Source organism: Sphingobacterium sp., from assembly GCF_039596235.1.
Taxonomy (GTDB): domain Bacteria; phylum Bacteroidota; class Bacteroidia; order Sphingobacteriales; family Sphingobacteriaceae; genus Sphingobacterium.
In genome coordinates, this window is sequence record NZ_JBCNKE010000005.1 from 65,528 (window position 1) to 84,283 (window position 18,756).

The 18,756-nt window shown below is 36.4% G+C and carries 12 protein-coding genes; 7 read left to right on the forward strand and 5 right to left on the reverse strand.

The window, feature by feature from the left end; translation table 11 throughout:
* Nucleotides 1–15: 15 nt before the first annotated feature.
* Nucleotides 16–774, reverse strand: a complete 759-nt coding sequence (locus ABDW32_RS12235) for an alpha/beta hydrolase (protein ID WP_343562759.1) — start codon at nt 772–774, stop codon at nt 16–18.
* Between the two features lie 217 nt (nt 775–991).
* On the reverse strand, nt 992–1,702 hold the full coding sequence (locus tag ABDW32_RS12240) for an SAM-dependent methyltransferase (protein ID WP_343562761.1): 711 nt from the start codon (nt 1,700–1,702) through the stop codon (nt 992–994).
* A gap of 149 nt (nt 1,703–1,851) precedes the next feature.
* On the opposite strand from ABDW32_RS12240, the gene apaG reads away from it, so the two are divergent.
* The 4 genes from apaG to ABDW32_RS12260 all read left to right on the forward strand — a co-directional run bounded on the left by apaG (nt 1,852) and on the right by ABDW32_RS12260 (nt 8,177).
* Nucleotides 1,852–2,238, forward strand: a complete 387-nt coding sequence (apaG, locus tag ABDW32_RS12245; protein WP_077436893.1) for a Co2+/Mg2+ efflux protein ApaG — start codon at nt 1,852–1,854, stop codon at nt 2,236–2,238.
* Nucleotides 2,239–2,601: 363 nt separating this feature from the next.
* Nucleotides 2,602–4,467 carry an ABC-F family ATP-binding cassette domain-containing protein gene (locus ABDW32_RS12250; RefSeq protein ID WP_343562764.1) on the forward strand — a complete coding sequence of 622 codons (1,866 nt, stop codon included), beginning with the start codon at nt 2,602–2,604 and terminating at the stop codon, nt 4,465–4,467.
* Nucleotides 4,468–4,560: 93 nt separating this feature from the next.
* Nucleotides 4,561–6,420, forward strand: coding sequence for a tRNA uridine-5-carboxymethylaminomethyl(34) synthesis enzyme MnmG (mnmG, locus tag ABDW32_RS12255; RefSeq protein ID WP_343562766.1), 1,860 nt, complete (start codon nt 4,561–4,563; stop codon nt 6,418–6,420).
* A gap of 158 nt (nt 6,421–6,578) precedes the next feature.
* Entirely contained in the window at nt 6,579–8,177 is a 1,599-nt protein-coding gene (locus ABDW32_RS12260; protein WP_343562768.1) for an Ig-like domain-containing protein, read from the forward strand.
* Between the two features lie 49 nt (nt 8,178–8,226).
* On the opposite strand, the gene ABDW32_RS12265 is transcribed toward ABDW32_RS12260, so the two are convergent.
* Entirely contained in the window at nt 8,227–8,733 is a 507-nt protein-coding gene (locus tag ABDW32_RS12265; RefSeq protein WP_343562770.1) for a gamma carbonic anhydrase family protein, read from the reverse strand.
* 5 nt (nt 8,734–8,738) lie between these two features.
* Complete coding sequence (gene nadB / locus ABDW32_RS12270) at nt 8,739–10,331, reverse strand: L-aspartate oxidase (RefSeq protein ID WP_343562772.1); 1,593 nt, start codon at nt 10,329–10,331, stop codon at nt 8,739–8,741.
* Between the two features lie 2,731 nt (nt 10,332–13,062).
* Between nadB and nadA the strand changes: the two genes are divergently transcribed.
* Entirely contained in the window at nt 13,063–14,058 is a 996-nt protein-coding gene (nadA, locus tag ABDW32_RS12275) for a quinolinate synthase NadA (protein ID WP_343562774.1), read from the forward strand.
* A gap of 151 nt (nt 14,059–14,209) precedes the next feature.
* Nucleotides 14,210–15,262 carry a thiamine-phosphate kinase gene (gene thiL, locus ABDW32_RS12280; RefSeq protein WP_077436886.1) on the forward strand — a complete coding sequence of 351 codons (1,053 nt, stop codon included), beginning with the start codon at nt 14,210–14,212 and terminating at the stop codon, nt 15,260–15,262.
* Nucleotides 15,263–15,378: 116 nt separating this feature from the next.
* Here the strand turns inward: thiL and ABDW32_RS12285 are convergent, their stop codons facing one another.
* Nucleotides 15,379–16,167 (reverse strand): segregation/condensation protein A, encoded by a 789-nt coding sequence (locus tag ABDW32_RS12285; protein ID WP_077436885.1) that lies wholly within the window; start codon nt 16,165–16,167, stop codon nt 15,379–15,381.
* 160 nt (nt 16,168–16,327) lie between these two features.
* Between ABDW32_RS12285 and dxs the strand changes: the two genes are divergently transcribed.
* On the forward strand, nt 16,328–18,256 hold the full coding sequence (gene dxs, locus ABDW32_RS12290; RefSeq protein WP_343562777.1) for a 1-deoxy-D-xylulose-5-phosphate synthase: 1,929 nt from the start codon (nt 16,328–16,330) through the stop codon (nt 18,254–18,256).
* The last annotated feature ends 500 nt before the right edge of the window (nt 18,257–18,756 follow it).

Genomic DNA, 18,756 nt, shown 5'->3' on the forward strand with positions numbered 1-18,756 from the left:
AAATCTTACTCTTATTTATCGTTCCTGTAATAACAAATCTACTAATTCTTTCAGCTTTTTTATTTGCGGGTTGTGATCACCGATCAATTCAATAGTTTTGAAATGCTTCTTTTTTGCTTTCGCATAAAATTGAAAAAAATCATCTTTTTCCATGGGCTGATCTCCCTCGTAGGTCAGGATATAGGTTGCCGGAATTTTCTCCCTTTCCGGATTATTTAAATTGATTCCATCGCTCATCGTCTTCAAAGGGTGGGGGACATCCCGCGGAAACTTCGTATCGTCTTTTACCCAAAATGGAATAATAAAACCTTCTTTCCCATATTTTAAAAGTCCATTGTTGCCATCCGCCTTACCCATCAAAGTCAGAACGGACTCCTGATCCTCCGGAAGAATGGCATCTAAATATACCAACTTTTTTATCCGATCTGGAAGGCTATCCGCAACTCCGGTTATAACCATTCCACCATAGCTGTGGCCAACCAGTACAATATCCCGCAAATCTTCAAATAATATCGTATTGATAACATCATTGATATGGGTCTGTAAACGAATGGAAGTATCTGCTAAGTGATAACGTTCACCTAGCCCTGTTAGTGTGGGTCTATAAACTTTATGACCTTTTTTCTCCAATTCATTTGCTGTCTTTTTAAATTGCCAGGCGCCACCCCAGGCACCATGTACAATAACATAAGTAGTTTGCTGTGCATAAGCAGATTTTAAGCCTACAACTAATGAAAAAAACAATATAAAATAACCTAATTTATTAAATTTCATCACATTATGTTTAGTCAAATTGACACATCACTCCTCCTAAATCTACTCAACAATTTGCTATGTTCCAATAAGCGTTTTCCATTTTTCAGTCGAAAATGACATATGTGAGTAATTACTCACAAAACTACACCTAGCTTTATCCTTATTTAAAGAGAGATTTCATATTAAAACTGCCTCAACAGCTAAAGCAGGGTAGGGGAGAACTCAACATAACTTATTAGACATACAGCAAAAATATTGTCGGTTTTTTATGGTAATCCGCTTTCTGTTTTTTCCATTCAGCAACAGTCAGACTTTTTATAGATTCGTCTGCCGAAGTCACATTACACGCGACACAAAGCTGAGTACTGGATTTACAGGTTTTGAGAAGATCTTCCAAAAGATGATTGTTTCGAAAAGGTGTTTCAATAAAAATCTGAGTTTGTTTCTCACGCATGGATTGCAGTTCCAGATCTTTGATCTTTTTTGTACGCTCGTTTTTATCGATAGGTAAATAACCATGGAAAGCAAATTTCTGCCCACTAAATCCCGAAGCCATAAGTGCAAGCAAGATGGAGCTGGGACCAACCAATGGTACCACTTTAATTCCAAGCTGATGAGCATGAGCAACAATAGAAGCGCCAGGATCGGCTACCCCCGGACAACCAGCCTCGGACATCAAACCGACATTTCGACCTTGTTTAAGACCATCAAAAAAGTCATTAATATTTCCTTTGTCCCGAACATGTTTCCCATAATCGTGTATCTTCAATGCATTTTGGGGAATTTTAAGTCCTGCTAACTTCAGAAACTTTCTTGCCGTCTTCTCATTTTCCACGATATACTCATCCAGCGTATTTATTGTCTCTACCAAATAAGGAGTAAAAGACTGAAATGCTGCGTCATCGCTCAAAGGGACAGGAATTAAATATAATATACCATTTGCCATATACAAACCTACTAATTTAAGGATCACTTGACTACAGTAATTTTAAACTTAGCACAATTTAACCTTTAAAAATGATTAAGTTTGTAAATTTTAAACTCATTATTAGTATTTTAGCATAAGTATTTGTTGCAACAATAAACATCATCCAAATGATCACACAAATAACAGAAGGCGTAAAAATCTCGGTTGAAACCATCTATCAATCGGAGTATTCGAATCCCGACCGTGAACATTTTATGTTTGCTTATCACATTAGCATAGAAAATTTGAGCGATTACACGGTTCAATTGATCAGTCGTTATTGGAAAATATTCGATGCTAAGGGCGACTATAGGGAAGTATCCGGTGAAGGTGTTGTAGGTGAACAACCGATAATTGAACCGGGCAAGGTACATCAATATACTTCGGGATGTAATCTTAACAGCGAATTTGGTTTCATGGAAGGCCATTACAACATGATCCGTTCTTTGGATAATAGTAGTTTTCAGGTTGAAATACCACGCTTCAATCTGATTGCTGATTATGCATTGAATTAAATTTATCAAGGTAATATCATTATTGCCGTTTTATCACACAACGAAGCTTTTTTCGCATCGAATAAGAAACTATTTCTTTATTTTTGCGTGCATTCTAAATCAACTTGTTACTGAGATTACGCTAAACGGGATTTTCGACTTAGCTTCTGATTTACTCCTTTAACATGATAGAAAGCCCCATTAAGATTTAATTAGTCAGCAATCAAAAGATTATTGATTCACTATATAAACAATTGGAAATCGAATTTAAAAAAGTAAATAATTGATTTTCAATACATTAAATAAAAATTTTGAAAATAAAATATTTTCGAAAGGTATTTTTATTGTATAAAAACGACTAAGATTAATTTAGGGTGATATAACGTGAGTATTTTAGCTACAGAACAAGTAAGCCATTCCTTCCATGATAGATGGCTTTTTAGAGACTTACACTTCGGACTCCAAAAAGGGGAGCGGGTGGCTTTGGTTGGCATAAATGGTACAGGCAAATCAACGTTGCTTTCTATTTTGGCAGAGCGTACCTTACCAACTTCGGGAAAAGTTGTAAAAGAAAAAGGAATAAAAATAGGTTTCCTTGAACAAGATCCTGATTTCACAGGATTAAAATCGATCAATGATTTTATTTATAGTGCCGACAACGATCAACAGCGTCTCATAAGAGAATATGAAGAACTGCTCGAAAATAGTGATATTGATCAAAAAAAATTAGAAGACCTCACCGAAAAAATAAGTTCACTGAATGCCTGGGAGTATGAACATAATATAAAGACGATTTTAAATCGTTTAAACATTATGGATTTTAAGCAGGATATTAAAAGTCTATCCGGTGGTCAACGTAAAAGATTAGCTTTGGCTAAACTATTGATTGACGAACCAGACGTATATATTCTTGATGAGCCAACCAACCACCTGGATATTGAGACCATTGAATGGCTCGAAAAGTTACTCACTACCGGGAATAAAACAGTACTCTTAGTCACTCACGACCGCTACTTTCTTGACAATATCTGTACGGAAATTCGAGAACTGGATAGGGGAAACCTTTTTATTTACAAAGGTAACTATGCCTACTTTTTGGAGAAAAAATCCGACCGTGAAGCAATTGATGCCGTCATGGTTGAGAAGAGTAGAAATTTACTTCGGAAAGAGTTAGAATGGATGCGTCGGCAACCTCAGGCACGAGGGACCAAATCAAAATCTCGTATAGAGGCTTTTTATGATCTAGAAGAAAAATCGAAATCAATTAAAGGAAATGACTCTGTACAGTTGAGCGTAAAAGTAAGCAGGCAGGGATCAAAAATTCTTGAACTGGAACATATCGCTAAGCATTATGGAGCAAAAGAAATTATAACTGATTTTTCTTACATATTCAAAAAAGGAGACCGTATAGGGCTAGCGGGTAGAAACGGAACGGGTAAATCGACTTTTCTCAATCTGATTACAAAAGAAGAAAATCCGGACAGCGGGAAGATCGCAATAGGAGATACAACGGTATATGGATACTATAAACAAGGCGGGCTTGAAGTAAGCGAAAACGACCGTGTACTTGATGTTGTAAAAAACATTGCGGAATATATCGAGATGGCAAATGGAGAAGTAATCACAGCTTCCCAATTGCTCACGCACTTTCTATTCCCCCCTGAAAAGCAGTTTGGTTTCGTAAACAAGCTTAGTGGTGGGGAGCGGAAACGCCTCCAGCTTATGCGCGTGTTAATGAAGAACCCTAATTTTCTTATACTGGATGAACCGTCTAACGACTTGGACATTGATACACTAAATGTATTAGAAGAATTCCTTGATAACTATAATGGCGTACTTATATTGGTCTCTCACGACAGATATTTATTGGATAAGTTGACAGATCAACTTTTCATTTTTGAGGGTGAAGGTAAGATCCGTATTTACAACGGCAACTACGCAGACTTCAAAATAGAGCAAGAAGAACTTCAAAAATTAGAAAAGGAAAAGCAAAAAAAGAATATTCAGGAAATTGCAAAACCTCAGGTAAAAGAAGAAAAGAAAAAACTCTCCTATAAGGAACAGCTTGAATATAACAAACTCGAAACAGAAATAGAAAATCTAGAATTACTACTAAAAGCGAAGACGGGAGAACTAAATCAACTGACGGATCATGTCAAACTATCAGAAGTATCAGAAGAGATAAAAACGATACAGGAACAAATAGACCAAAAATCAGAAAGGTGGTTATATCTAGCTGAATTTATGTAAAATTTTCTATTGCGTTTCACGTGGAACGTAAAGAAAAGAGTAAATTTGTAAACAAATAAAAAGCCACGTTTCACGTGGAACAAGAATTAAAAGATGTTTAAAAAATATAATGTAATTGTAGTAGGTGCCGGACATGCCGGATGTGAAGCAGCGGCAGCAGCGGCTAATCTGGGGTCGTCCACTTTACTTATAACAATGAATATGGGTGTGATAGCTCAGATGAGTTGTAACCCGGCTATAGGTGGTGTGGCCAAAGGACAAATCGTAAGAGAGATTGATGCGATGGGGGGATATACCGGGATCATTGCAGATAAATCAACTATTCAATTTCGCATGCTTAACCTATCGAAAGGCCCAGCCATGTGGAGTCCGCGTACACAGAATGATCGCATGCGATTTGCAGAAGAATGGAGGTTACAACTAGAATCTCTTCCAAACTTAGACATGTGGCAGGACACCGTAAAGGAAGTCATCGTCAAAAATGGAAAAGCATGCGGGGTGATTACCTCCATGGGCATAGAAATCGAATCTGATGCCGTTGTACTAACAAATGGAACATTCCTAAATGGGGTGATCCATATCGGTGATAAAAAATTCGGTGGTGGCAGGACAGGAGAGAAGGCCGCTACCGGACTAACTGAACAGCTGGTTTCGCTGGGCTTCGAATCCGGCAGAATGAAAACAGGCACGCCACCGCGGATAGATGGACGTAGTCTTAATTATTCGCTCATGGAAGAGCAGTGGGGTGACGAAAAGAAAGGCCGTTTTTCTTATACTGATGTCGAGATGCCAACAGAACAACGTTGCTGTTGGATCACATATACCAATGATAAAGTACACGAAATGCTCCGAACAGGGTTCGAAAAATCACCTATGTTTACTGGTCGGATTAAGGGATTAGGCCCGCGCTATTGTCCTTCAATAGAAGACAAAATAAATCGTTTTGCAGAACGTGAACGCCACCAAATTTTCGTAGAACCAGAAGGTTTCAAAACTGTAGAAATTTACGTAAATGGATTCTCGACCTCACTTCCAGAAGATGTACAGCTAAAAGCATTGCAACTGATTCCGGGTTTTGAAAATGCAAAGATGTATCGTCCTGGATACGCCATAGAATATGATTACTTCCCGCCAATGCAACTTGATCTCACATTGGAAACTCAGCTGGTAAAACATCTTTTCTTCGCTGGACAGATCAATGGAACTACAGGCTATGAAGAAGCAGCGGCGCAAGGTTTCCTTGCAGGTATAAATGCACATCAACGTGTCAATGACGATAAAGAACTTATTCTAAAAAGATCAGAGTCTTATATCGGAGTATTAGTTGATGACCTAGTCACTAAAGGAACCGAAGAACCATATCGCATGTTTACTTCAAGAGCAGAGCATCGTTTATTATTACGCCAGGATAACGCAGACATCCGTCTGACACCACTAGCCTATAAACTGGGATTAGTGGGAGAGGAAAGATTAAAGAAAGTTCAGGATAAGATCCAAAATTCAAACAGCATTATTGAATACCTCAAACAGAATTCCACAAATCTGGAAAAGATGAATATCGTTCTGTCAGAAGTAGGATCGAGCGCACTTACTCAGAAAACACGTTTAAGCAACGTGCTTGCCAGACCACAAGTTAATATACAGGACATCGTAAAAGGCGACGAAGGCTTTGCAGCGTACGTTTCTCAATTTGACAATGAAACCATAGAGCAGGCAGAGATCAATCTGAAATATGAAAGCTACTTTGAAAAAGAAATCGATATTGTGAACCGCATGAAGAAGATGGAAGATCGAGAAATTAATCCGGATTTCGATTATAGTTTGCTAACTTCACTCTCAATAGAAGCTAGACAGAAATTGGCAAAGGTAAAACCTAGAACATTAGGTCAAGCATCCAGGATTTCTGGTGTATCGCCGTCGGATATCAGTGTTTTAATGGTATACATGAGTTAATATATTGATTATCAATTTATTACAAATAAAAATAAACAAGCTTAAAATAAGCGATTTACGACAATATTTTATTTTTTATGACAACTTCCTTAAAAAGCAATAAAAGTAGCTCAGAAAGGCTAAAAAATAGCTTAAAAGCGAGATTACTTATTTTAAGCATGTTTATAATGCTCATTGGCTTGTCTATACAATGTGCGAGTATACAACAACCAACGGGAGGACCAAAAGATTCCATTCCACCAAAGATTCTACAGGAAAGTCCTGCGAACTTCTCAAAGAATTTTACCGATAAAAAGATTGTCATCACATTTGATGAGTATGTCAAATTGGCTAATCAACAAAAGGAATTTAGCATCACACCGGATATGGGAAGTAACCCCGAGTTCAAAATCAAGAAAAAAAATCTGGAAATCACATTACCGGATTCTCTCGAAAAAAACACCACCTATAGTATCTATTTCGGTAAAGGTCTTGTAGATTATAACGCAGGAAACGCTTTGGTAAATTATGCTTACGTATTTGCAACAGGTGATAAAATTGACTCGCTTAGTATATCAGGAAATGTAAAGAGTGCTGTAACAAAAGAGGTATTAAAAGAGGTTAAAGTTCTCTTAATTCCCACAAGCCAGGATTCTATTTTCGGAAAAAAGAAAGCAAATATCTTTACAACGACAGATACTGCCGGAAATTACAAGCTTAATAACCTACGTGAAGGGACATATCGCATTTATGCGCTCCAGGAAAAAAACAACGACCGAATCTATAATGCACCCGATGAAGAAATAGGTTTTCTAAAAGATTCAATTGTATTGGAACGTGATTTAACAAATATCGATCTCGAAGTATTCAAAGCAATTCCAAAGAAATTCCGTACGCAAGAAAAGAAATTTGAAAAAAATGGAAGTGTACTACTTGTCTTCAATAGAAGGATAGATCATCCAAAATTGAGTATCCTGAATGATGAGGTAAACAACAAGGATAAAATAGTCCGCTTCTCAAAATCTTCAGACTCCGCGTCGCTATTTCTTCCAAATCTAAAAATAGATTCGCTAAAATTAGTGCTAACTGAAAATGAGAAACCGCTGGATACGATCCTTGTCAGAAAGGGAAATGTAAAAATAGAGCAGGTAATTGATCCTCAGTTCACACCAAATAATGGAAAAGTAGATCGGGTCAATCATTTACAGGTATCCGCTTTTACACCCATAAAAAATATAGATAAAGCGAAGCTAAAATTCAAAGAAGATTCTCTCGTAAGAACAAATTATCAATTGGCAGTGGACACAAATGACGCCAATATCTACCATATCCGCTATAACTGGAAAAAGGATAAAAAATATCAAATTGAATTTAGCGAAGGTGCTATAACGGGGTATTTCGGAGAGCATAATAAAGAGAAAAAATTTGATCTTACTTATGATGATAGTGAAAATTATGGGGATCTTACATTTGATTTTACGGATCTGGATAGTAATACAACCTATCTGGTCGAGCTTATTAGTGAGAAAAAAGATAAGATCTATAGGATAGACAAAATCAATAGCAATACCCCCTCGGTAGCCTATAAACAGTTTCCAGGAGGTAAGTATACCCTACGTGTCATTCGGGATAGCAATAATAATGGAATATGGGATACCGGCGATGTTGAAAAGAAGACTTTTCCTGAACCTGTTGTCTACTTAAATAAAGTTTTTACCATACGGGCGAACTGGGAACAAAAAGATAGCTTTTCATTAAGTGGACTCAAAAAGGAATAAAATTCAGTTTTAAAAAATATAACGAAAAGCTACTGCTAATACGTTTAAGCTAAAACCAGGAGCTATATAATACATAATTATGTGGCAACTGTTGCAAAAGCGCCTTCTGTTCGTCAGTTAGCGCTTTTATCTTTTTGGCTGGAACCCCGGCATACAAAAATCCAGACTCACATCGTGTATTCTCCAAAACGACGGCACCGGCAGCGATAATGACATTAGATTCTATCACGGCATTATCCATCACTATCGCCCCCATTCCAATCAACACATAATCCTCCACTATACAACCGTGTACCATCGCCTGATGGCCTATGTTAACATAATTACCAATGGTTGTACCGCTTTTTTTATACGTGCAATGAATAACAGCACCGTCCTGTACATTCGTATAATGACCAATACGAATATAATTGACATCGCCACGTACTACGGCGTTAAACCATATCGAGCAATGGTGCCCAATCTCCACGTCCCCTACAATAGTCGAATTTGGTGCTAGAAAGCATTCTTCTGCAATCACAGGAGATTTGTCCAGAACAGGTAAAATAAGTGCCATGTTTATTAGAATATAGTATCTTGTAATACGGTTGAATGCTGAGGATAATCGGTTGTATAATGCAGACCTCTACTCTCTTTTCTTAGCATAGCAGACTTGGTCACAATATAGGCGACCTGGATCACATTACGCAGTTCGCAAAGCTTTACAGAAAGCCTAGTATTACGATAAAAATCCTCCGTTTCCTCATATAATAGATGTAGGCGTTTTAGCGCCCGTTCTAACCTAAAATCTGATCGTACAATGCCTACATAATCACTCATTATTTTCTGGCACTCCCGTAGATTGTGACTGACCAAAATATCCTCGTTAGAAAGTGAAGTCTTGGAGTCATCCCAATCAGGAACGTTGGCAACATATTGCATTGATCCAATAGTTTTGGTAGCGTCCAAAAATATCCTATGGGCATATACAAGAGCTTCGAGCAGTGAATTCGACGCTAAGCGGTTTGCTCCATGCAATCCAGTTGACGAGCACTCGCCACAAGCGTATAAATTGCGTATACTACTTCTTCCGAAATCATCCACATAAATACCCCCACATAAATAATGCGCGGCCGGAGTAACAGGTATAAAGTCTTTAGCCATATCCAGCCCTATGGAAAGGCATTTTTCATAAATATTCGGAAAGTGTTTGATGATGTCCTCTTTATTCCTATGGGTAATATCCAGATATACGTAATCCATACCTGACTTTTTCATTTCCGCATCGATTGCCCTTGCGACAATGTCCCTAGGAGCCAATGACGCTCGTTCGTCATATTCCTCCATAAAAGACTCACCATTTAAACGTCTTAGGATCCCTCCAAATCCACGAACAGCTTCAGAAACCAAAAATGCCGGAGAATCTTTAGGATTATATAAAGAGGTTGGATGGAATTGCATAAACTCCATATTGCGTACCTTTCCCTTAGCACGATAAACCATTGCTATACCATCACCGGTTGCGATTGTCGGATTAGTGGTACTTGAGTACACATGTCCAGCTCCACCAGAAGCCATAACGGTTACTTTACTTAAAATTTTGTCCACAAGGTGTGAGGAAGTATTGAACGCATAAATTCCATAGCAGGTAATATCATCCCTATTCTTATCCACATACTCCCCCATATGATGCTGGGTAATTAGATCAATAGCAAAATAATGTGTCACAATATCTATATTGGGATCATTATGTGCTTGTTCCAATAAAGCTCTTTCTATTTCATAACCGGTTATATCTTTATAATGAAGAATCCGATGAGCGGAGTGTCCCCCTTCTTTAGCAAGGTCATATACGCCGGATTCCTCCTTGTCAAAGGAAGTTCCATAGGCGATAAGTTCAGCAATCCGATCTGGCGCCTCCCGAACTACGTTTTCCACAATTTCCACATCGCATAATCCGTCTCCAGCTATCTGAGTATCAACGATATGCTTTTCAAAGCTATCAGACTTATCCACAACGGCAGCCACTCCCCCCTGTGCATATTTTGTATTAGACTCATCCTCATTGGACTTGGTGACTATCAATACTTTACCAAATTTAGAAGCTTTTAACGCAAAACTTAATCCGGCAATACCTGATCCAATGACCAAAAAATCTACTTTTCTATCTGCCATATATTTTAAAATTCACAAATTATCCCAAAAGTGACGGTTCAAATTAACGAAAAATGTGGAAAACGTGTAAATAAAAGGTTAAATAAAAATGAAAAGTATTTAACATTCCACAAATCCCCTACTCTGGCCAGGAATTGTCATTATTTTTCCGCACAAAATTTGACAGATTTCCACATTTTTTAGACATGAACTATTCAACAAAAAAATATTGAAAATAAAAAACGTCAAAAATTAGAATTTTAAAAATCAGCTCTTTAATCCGTAATTTCTGTTGAAAAATTGTTGAAAACTCTGTAAAAACCTAAAATCAAAATTCAGAAAGATCAATTTATACCACTTTTCCACACCCTAATAAACAATAAGAGAATCTCTATTTTAAAAAATTAGTATTTATTGAAAAAAAAGATTGTGGAATACGTTCGAAAATCTTTGTTTAGTTTTGTCAACATCGAAACAAACCTATTCAGAATGGAATATTTGGTTGGGGATAAACTCCCCTATTTAAATATCCCATTCTGAACGAGTTTATTTTGAAAATTTAGATTTAAAAGGTTTTTTAAACCTTTTTAGAGTTAGATATTTTTTTAAAAACTTTTTAAACAACATTTTATGGAATTATAAAAGAGCTTGTATTGGGATTTCTGTAGATTTTAGCATAAAAATTGATTTTTTGCTCCTGTTAGAGCAAGTTATTTGCCCGCATTTGGTTTCAATTTCATTTTATGAGAAGCTCAAGCGGTTTAAAATTTTTTGATATAGAAACTTTTAAGAATTAAATCGCTTAGATTGGCATATTTTTATTTTTTCCCGAATTTTTTACGGTGATTTTAATTTGAAAGCGTTTTTCCTAGTGTTTTCCAGAAATAAGTAGATCCGAAATTGGGATGTAATTGAAATTTAAGCAGCCTGAAGTCGTTTAGGTTTTGGAATTAGACTTTAAAATATTTTTTTTTCATTTTACCGTAATTTAAGGGCCTCTTTGTAATAAAGAATATAGCCGTCAAACGTCTTGAAGGGTTATTTCTTTGGAATATACAATTCTTCGAAAAATTTATTTGTATTTAGCGTATTCTGGAACGTTTTGATATAAATTTTTGAAAAAATAAACTCGATTACAATTGAATATATGTTTTTGAGATGTTCTCTTAATTTTTTATTGGATTTTAATACAGTTTGAAAGTATATGGGGAAAGAAAAGCACCTTGCAAATCGTTTAGGTATTGGATGATATCTAATTATTATTAGAAATTTCATTGTTGAACAAACATTCTTACTATATTTGCGAGCCAAAGTCATTTTTTGATTTTGAGTGTTATAATTTAAAGTCTTTTAGATTTAGATAAAAGCTCTGATCGGATACAATGTGCGTTTTATCCTATTCTCAGCGAGCTTGTTTTAAAATTAACCGGCTCAGCATGCTGTAAATTTTTATTGTTGATAAGCCATTTGATTTACCAGATTCTAGCGGCCTTTTTTCATCGAATTAGAAATAGCTTATTTAATATTTTTAGTTATTATATAAAATTATAACTTTATATTTTAAAAATTATATATATTATTTAGAAAGTATAGTTTATCTTTTCTAAATCTCCAGTTTTGAATCTATTTAAATTAAGAGCTTGGCTAGGATTATTAGTTTAAAGCCATTGAGATTTTGATTTAGAAAAATTTATATTGTTTTTGCATAAATATCAAATTGTATAGCTGTTTACTTATGATATTACTGGTAAAGGCTAGTTAGAAGCGCTGCGTGTACGCTATTTTCTCCCGCTTTTGTAGATAAAAATTCTAGCATATTGTTAGGAGCCTTGAGCCAAGAAATTTGTCATCTTTTTGCATTATGGATGAGCGTGTGCGGCTACTGCTTTGGCTGCCTTCATAAGCGTAACCGTTCCGATGGTTGTATCATGGCGAGTTTGACTTGCACATACTAAAAGAATTTTTTCTGTTTATAGCCCCTGAGAATGCTTTATAATACATCATATTACAGCAGATTAAAAATATCCGATTCTCATCGACCTTAATTAAGAATGGATTGCAAAAAATACCTTTATTGAATTTTACTTTGATTTTTATCGGTTGTAAGAATAAAATTAAATGAAATAAAGGTCATGAGATTTTGTTAAAAGCCTTCCTTCCTACTGTCCTACCTAAATATTGTATTCTAAAAGACTTTATTTTCTAGATTTTTAGATTCTATTTGGCTGATATCTCCCCGAAAATGATCTAAAGTGATTGTATCGAATACTACGGTCGCCGATGTATTTTATTTCCAGCTTCGACGTCTTTAGATTTCTATAAACCTTACTGTTTCCCAATTCCTATTTAATTTTGGATTCTACTGGGTAGACGATCCTTTACTATGAAAATGTTAAAAAATAAAGCTTCCGTTTGTGCTATATTTTTACTTGCTTTGTATTATGCCTAAGAACGTTCAATGAGCAAGAAAATGGGAGAAAGTGATTTTCTTGGTTTGAAAGAGTTTGAAACAAAGTCTTTGAGCTTGCGATAATGAGGAGGCTGTTTGGTATTTTTCCGAATATTCTACTCTAAAAGGGTTTAAATCGAGATATATTTTTAATTATTTCTTTTAATTATACTTTTTTAACTTAAAATACCTTATATATAGCTATTTGTTCCAACGACCGATTTGATTAATTTGCTTTTTATTGACTTTTATATTTATAACAATGTGTATTTTTGTTGTTCATAAACTGTTGAAAGTACCCACATGGAAATTGTAAATTATGAGCTTCAGGCAAAAGGATATAATGATGCTCCGATTGATCCTTCATTGGATTTAGTAGCTGAAATCCAACGATTAAAGAAAGAAAAGAATGCTGTAATTTTGGCACATTACTATCAGGAATCTGAAATTCAAGATATTGCAGATTATATTGGGGATAGTCTAGGTTTATCCCAGGAAGCTGCAAAAACGGATGCTGATTTAATAGTCTTTGCCGGAGTGCATTTTATGGCGGAGACGGCAAAGATACTATCTCCATCAAAGAAAGTAATCCTGCCAGACGCTAAAGCTGGCTGTTCGCTGTCAGATTCCTGTCCACCACACCTGTTTGCTAAGTTTAAGGAGCAATATCCAGATCACTTGGTAATTACTTATGTAAACTGTACGGCCGAATTAAAAGCCTTATCGGATATTGTATGCACATCAAGTAACGCTGTCCAGATTGTTGAGAGCCTCCCTATAGATCAGAAGATCATCTTTGGACCCGATCGTAACCTTGGGGCCTATGTAAAGAAAAAAACTGGACGTGATTTAGTGCTTTGGAATGGTGCTTGTATGGTTCATGAAATTTTTTCACAGGATAAGATCGATCGCTTAAAGAGTGAATATCCGGAAGCTAAATTTATTGCGCATCCTGAATGTGAGGATCATATTTTGGCTAAAGCAGATTATGTAGGCTCTACTGCAGGAATGCTTAAGTTTACGCAGACAGATAGCGCGCAAGCTTATATAGTTGCGACAGAATCTGGTATTCTATACCAGATGCAAAAAGCTAGTCCTGAAAAGACTTTTATTCCTGCACCACCAAATAATGCCTGCGCATGTAATGACTGTCCTCACATGAAGCTTAATACGCTTGAGAAGCTTTATAATTGTTTGAAATATGAATCACCTGAAATTCTGCTTCCTGAAGATGTTATACTTCGCGCACAACGCCCGATTGAGCGCATGTTAGAGATATCAGCAAGTTTAGGACTTTAGTAATTTGCATATTATTTGATAATAATCGATATGATAACAGATTGTTTTTCATATCGATATATTTTGTATTGCTGTTAGCTGTCCAATCCATCCGGGTTATGGCAATATTCGTAATGGCATTATGATATTTTGAAATTTAAAATTTTTTGACATGTTTGATTTTGATAATACTGAGCGTACCAATTTGGAAGAAATGGGTGAGTTTGGTTTAATTGATTACATAAGTAAGGCGGTAGAGCTGACTGAAAAATCTACCATTAAAGGAATTGGTGACGACGCGGCCGTATTGGATTTTCAGGGAAAGAAAACTTTGATCTCCACTGATTTGCTCCTGGAGGGTATTCATTTTGATCTGCGATATGTACCTCTAAAACATTTGGGATATAAGGCAGTACAGGTAAACTTGAGTGATATCTATGCGATGAACGGAATTGCTTCCCAAATTACTTTTTCTATTGGGTTATCTTCCAAATTTCCACTTGAGGCAGTAGAAGAGATCTATCAGGGTGCTTTGATAGCTTGCAAAAAGTATAATGTTGATTTGGTCGGCGGAGATACTTCGGCTTCGGCTCAGGGCCTCGTAATTTCTGTAACTAGCATAGGCTATGCCGAGGCAGACAAGATTGTTTATCGTAATGGAGCAAAGGAAGGTGACCTATTGTGTGTATCTGGGGATTTGGGAGCTGCCTACATGGGATTGCAGCTATTGGAAAGAGAAAAGAACATTTATCTGGAAAATCCAAATGTGCAACCAGATCTTGAAGGCAAAGACTATATTGTTGAACGTCAGCTAAAACCGGAAGCAAGAAAAGATATTGTTGAATTATTTGCAAAATTAGCGATTATACCCACTTCGATGATGGATATTTCGGATGGTTTGGCTTCTGAAATACTTCATATCTGCCGGCAATCGGACAAAGGATGTAGATTGTATGAGGAAAAAATTCCATTGGACCAGATGACCTACGATACGGGACGTGAGTTCGGTATCGACCCGACCGTAGCAGCACTTAATGGAGGTGAGGATTATGAGCTCCTATTTACAATTGCTCAATCGGATCATGATAAGATCAAGAATCTACCTGACATTAGTATTATAGGCTATATGACTGCGGCTTCAGAAGGCTGCGAAATGATTTCTAAATCCGGAAATCTCTATCCAATTACTGCACAGGGCTGGAATGCTTTCAAAAAAAAGGATTAAACTAAAATGCCTATAGGAAACAGCGGATTTTTCAATGAGTGGTATTGAAGTATTTTGATGTTTAAATGTTTACGCAATAATAAAAACGGTCGTCCAATAAGCTGGACAACCGTTTTTTATTGTTCTAATTCTTCTTCGAGTACTAAATCCTCTTGTTTGGGATCCCGTTCTTCGACATTGAAATTGTTATATCCCAATCCTACTTCAATCTGCAAAAGCCGCTGCTGCAGCATTTCTAAAATTGCTAGGAAGTTATAGACGAATTGAACCTTGTTTTCAGAGTTTTTCAGCAGTTCCTGAAAATCTAATTTTTTATTGATTTCAATAAGTTCGGCTATTGCCTTTTTCTGTTGTTCAATGGTATAGGGATACTTCACCACAGTGTGTGTTACCTCGGCCGGTCTATTGCGAAATTGATACATCATCTGCTCATAAATCATCATCAGACCATACAGATCAAAACTGTCCAGATTTTCACCTGTAGCATCCAATTGAAGGCGTTGACGTATGTCATACTGAATATTACCTCTACTATACAACTGAAGCCGGTTTTCCTCCATTTCTCTTAGGGACTCACATATGTCTTTAAATTGCTTATAGAGAATAAGTTTCTGAACAAGATCTTCTCTCAGATCTATTTCGTTCTCATTTTCGTCCAGTTCCGGTCTAGGAAGCAGCATTTTCGCTTTTATACGCATCAATGTAGAGGCTACAAAGATAAATTCGCTGGCCATCTCCATATTGAGTGCCTGCATTTGACTTACATAAGACAAAAAATCATCGGTAATTTTCGAAATGGGAATATCATGAATATTCAGTTCATCCCGCTCGATAAAAAATAGTAATAAATCAAAAGGTCCCTCAAATTGAGGAAGCCTGATTTCGTAACCTTCTTCTACTTGCATATCTTATACAAATTTACGTAATAAAATCTTTTGGAATCGTTCACATAAAAACTATTGCTGTTTTTATTTGTTGTAGTTCAATATACAAGTGCGATTTATTTTAAAGATTAAATAAAATTGTCGTTACTTTGTGTAAACATTTAATGTAAAATAGCGGTATATGCAATTTGAGGCTGGAGAACTATTAAGTAAAATAAACGATCCATCTGATCTTAAAAAGCTAAAGGAGGACCAATTAGAACAACTAAGCCAGGAATTACGTCAATTTATTATTGATCAGGTTTCGGTGAACGGTGGTCACTTTGCAGCAAGTTTGGGAGTCGTTGAGTTAACAGTGGCATTACATTACGTAATGAATACTCCCTATGATCAATTGATATGGGATGTAGGACATCAGGCTTATGGTCATAAAATTCTGACCGGACGTCGTGAGATATTTCATACAAATCGTATTGAGAATGGTATTTCGGGTTTTCCGAACCGTTCTGAATCCCAGTATGACGCATTTGGTGTAGGACATTCTTCTACTTCAATTTCTGCTGCTTTGGGTATGGCTGTGGCCTCCCAAATTAAAGGAGAAAAAGACCGTCAGCATATTGCAGTTATTGGAGACGGCGCTCTGACCGGTGGAATGTCATTTGAGGCATTGAACCATGCAGGGATCGCTAAATCTAATTTATTGGTGATTCTAAACGATAATTGCATGTCTATAGATCCCAATGTTGGGGCCCTCAAAGAATATTTGACTAGTATTACGACATCAAAACGATACAATAGATTTCGGGATGATATCGCAGCTGTGCTGACCAAAATTTCTGAAGTAGGTCCAAATGCGCTCGGTATCGTTAAAAAATTAGAGAAAAGTATCAAAGGGACCTTATTAAAGAATGCCAACCTTTTTGAGTCACTAAACTTTAGATATTTTGGTCCCGTTGACGGACATGATGTAAAGAAATTGGCTAAGACTCTTGAAGATCTCAAGCATATACCTGGTCCCAAATTATTGCACGTGGTCACAGTTAAGGGAAAAGGATTTGCACTAGCTGAAAAAGATCAGACGAAGTGGCATGCACCGGGCTTATTTGATAAAATTACTGGAGAGATAAAAAAATCTTCGAGTGAAAAACCAGTGGCACCAAAATATCAGGACGTTTTTGGACATACTATGGTCGAACTTGCTGAGGCGAATGATAAAATAGTTGGTATAACACCAGCGATGCCTTCAGGTTCTTCAATGAATATCATGATGAACGCAATGCCGGACCGGGCATTTGATGTTGGTATTGCCGAACAACATGCTGTCACTTTTAGTGCTGGCTTGGCGACACAGGGACTATTACCTTTCTGTAATATCTATTCATCATTTATGCAACGTGCCTATGATCAGGTCATACACGATGTTGCCTTACAAAATTTAAATGTAGTATTTTGTTTGGATCGCGCAGGTGTAGTAGGTGCGGATGGAGCTACACATCATGGTGCTTACGATATCGCTTTTATGCGTTGTGTTCCAAATATGACTGTTTCTGCTCCGATGAATGAAGAAGAGCTCAGAAACTTAATGTATACGGCGCAATTGCCTAACAAGGGGCCTTTTGTCATTCGTTATCCAAGAGGAAATGGTGTAATGCCGGATTGGCGCCGTCCATTTGCAGAAATTGAAATTGGTAAAGGAAGGGTGATTACTGAAGGGGAAGAACTTGCTATTCTAAGTTTTGGTGCTATTGGAAATGAAGCTGTCAAGGCTGTACAACAATTGAACGAATTGGGAATACATCCTGCACATTATGATTTGCGATTTGCGAAACCTTTAGACGAATCTTTATTGCATCAGGTCTTTAAAAAATTCAAAAAAATAATTACAGTTGAAGATGGCTGCCTTCAAGGCGGAATTGGTTCAGCTGTGTTGGAATTTATGGCTGACCACGGATACAATAGTCAGGTTGTCCGATTGGGAATCCCTGATCGTATTGTTGAGCATGCTGAACAGAATGCACAGTGGAAAAGTTCTCATTATGACGCAGCTGCCATTGTGGAAGAGGGAAAGAAAATGTGCGATGGAAAATTTACCCATACGATGGTGGGTTAAATTCTGCTATATATATTCAAAAAAAGGAAATCCTACTACGGATTTCCTTTTTTTTTGAATTAAATTGGATTCTATCTTGTTACAGAAATAACTGTTCTACAGCTTCGAATCGACCGTATTTTTTGATTTGATAAAGCCTTAAGAGGCGATAAAGAGAAGCTCAGTAAGGTTGTTAAGCCTACTTTAAATTCTTATAAATTTAATATTAAAAATATATGAACTAAAGGTTGTATTTCGCTTTTATTTTGGTTAATTTAGGACTATACCTTTAAGACTGAACCGTAGTATGTTTACTACTTTTTTTGTTCTTTTTTTTGAAATAAATTTGGAATGTTAATAATTATTTTTAGAGATCAATTTTAGCTCGAGTTTTCCACAATTTTACAAGGTAACTGACTGATTTATAGAATTTTGATATTTTTTTTATATTTTAGTTTTTTAGCTGATTTTTTTTTGTCATCTTCGTTCTCAGAGAAAGTTATCAACATATTTTTTGTCGC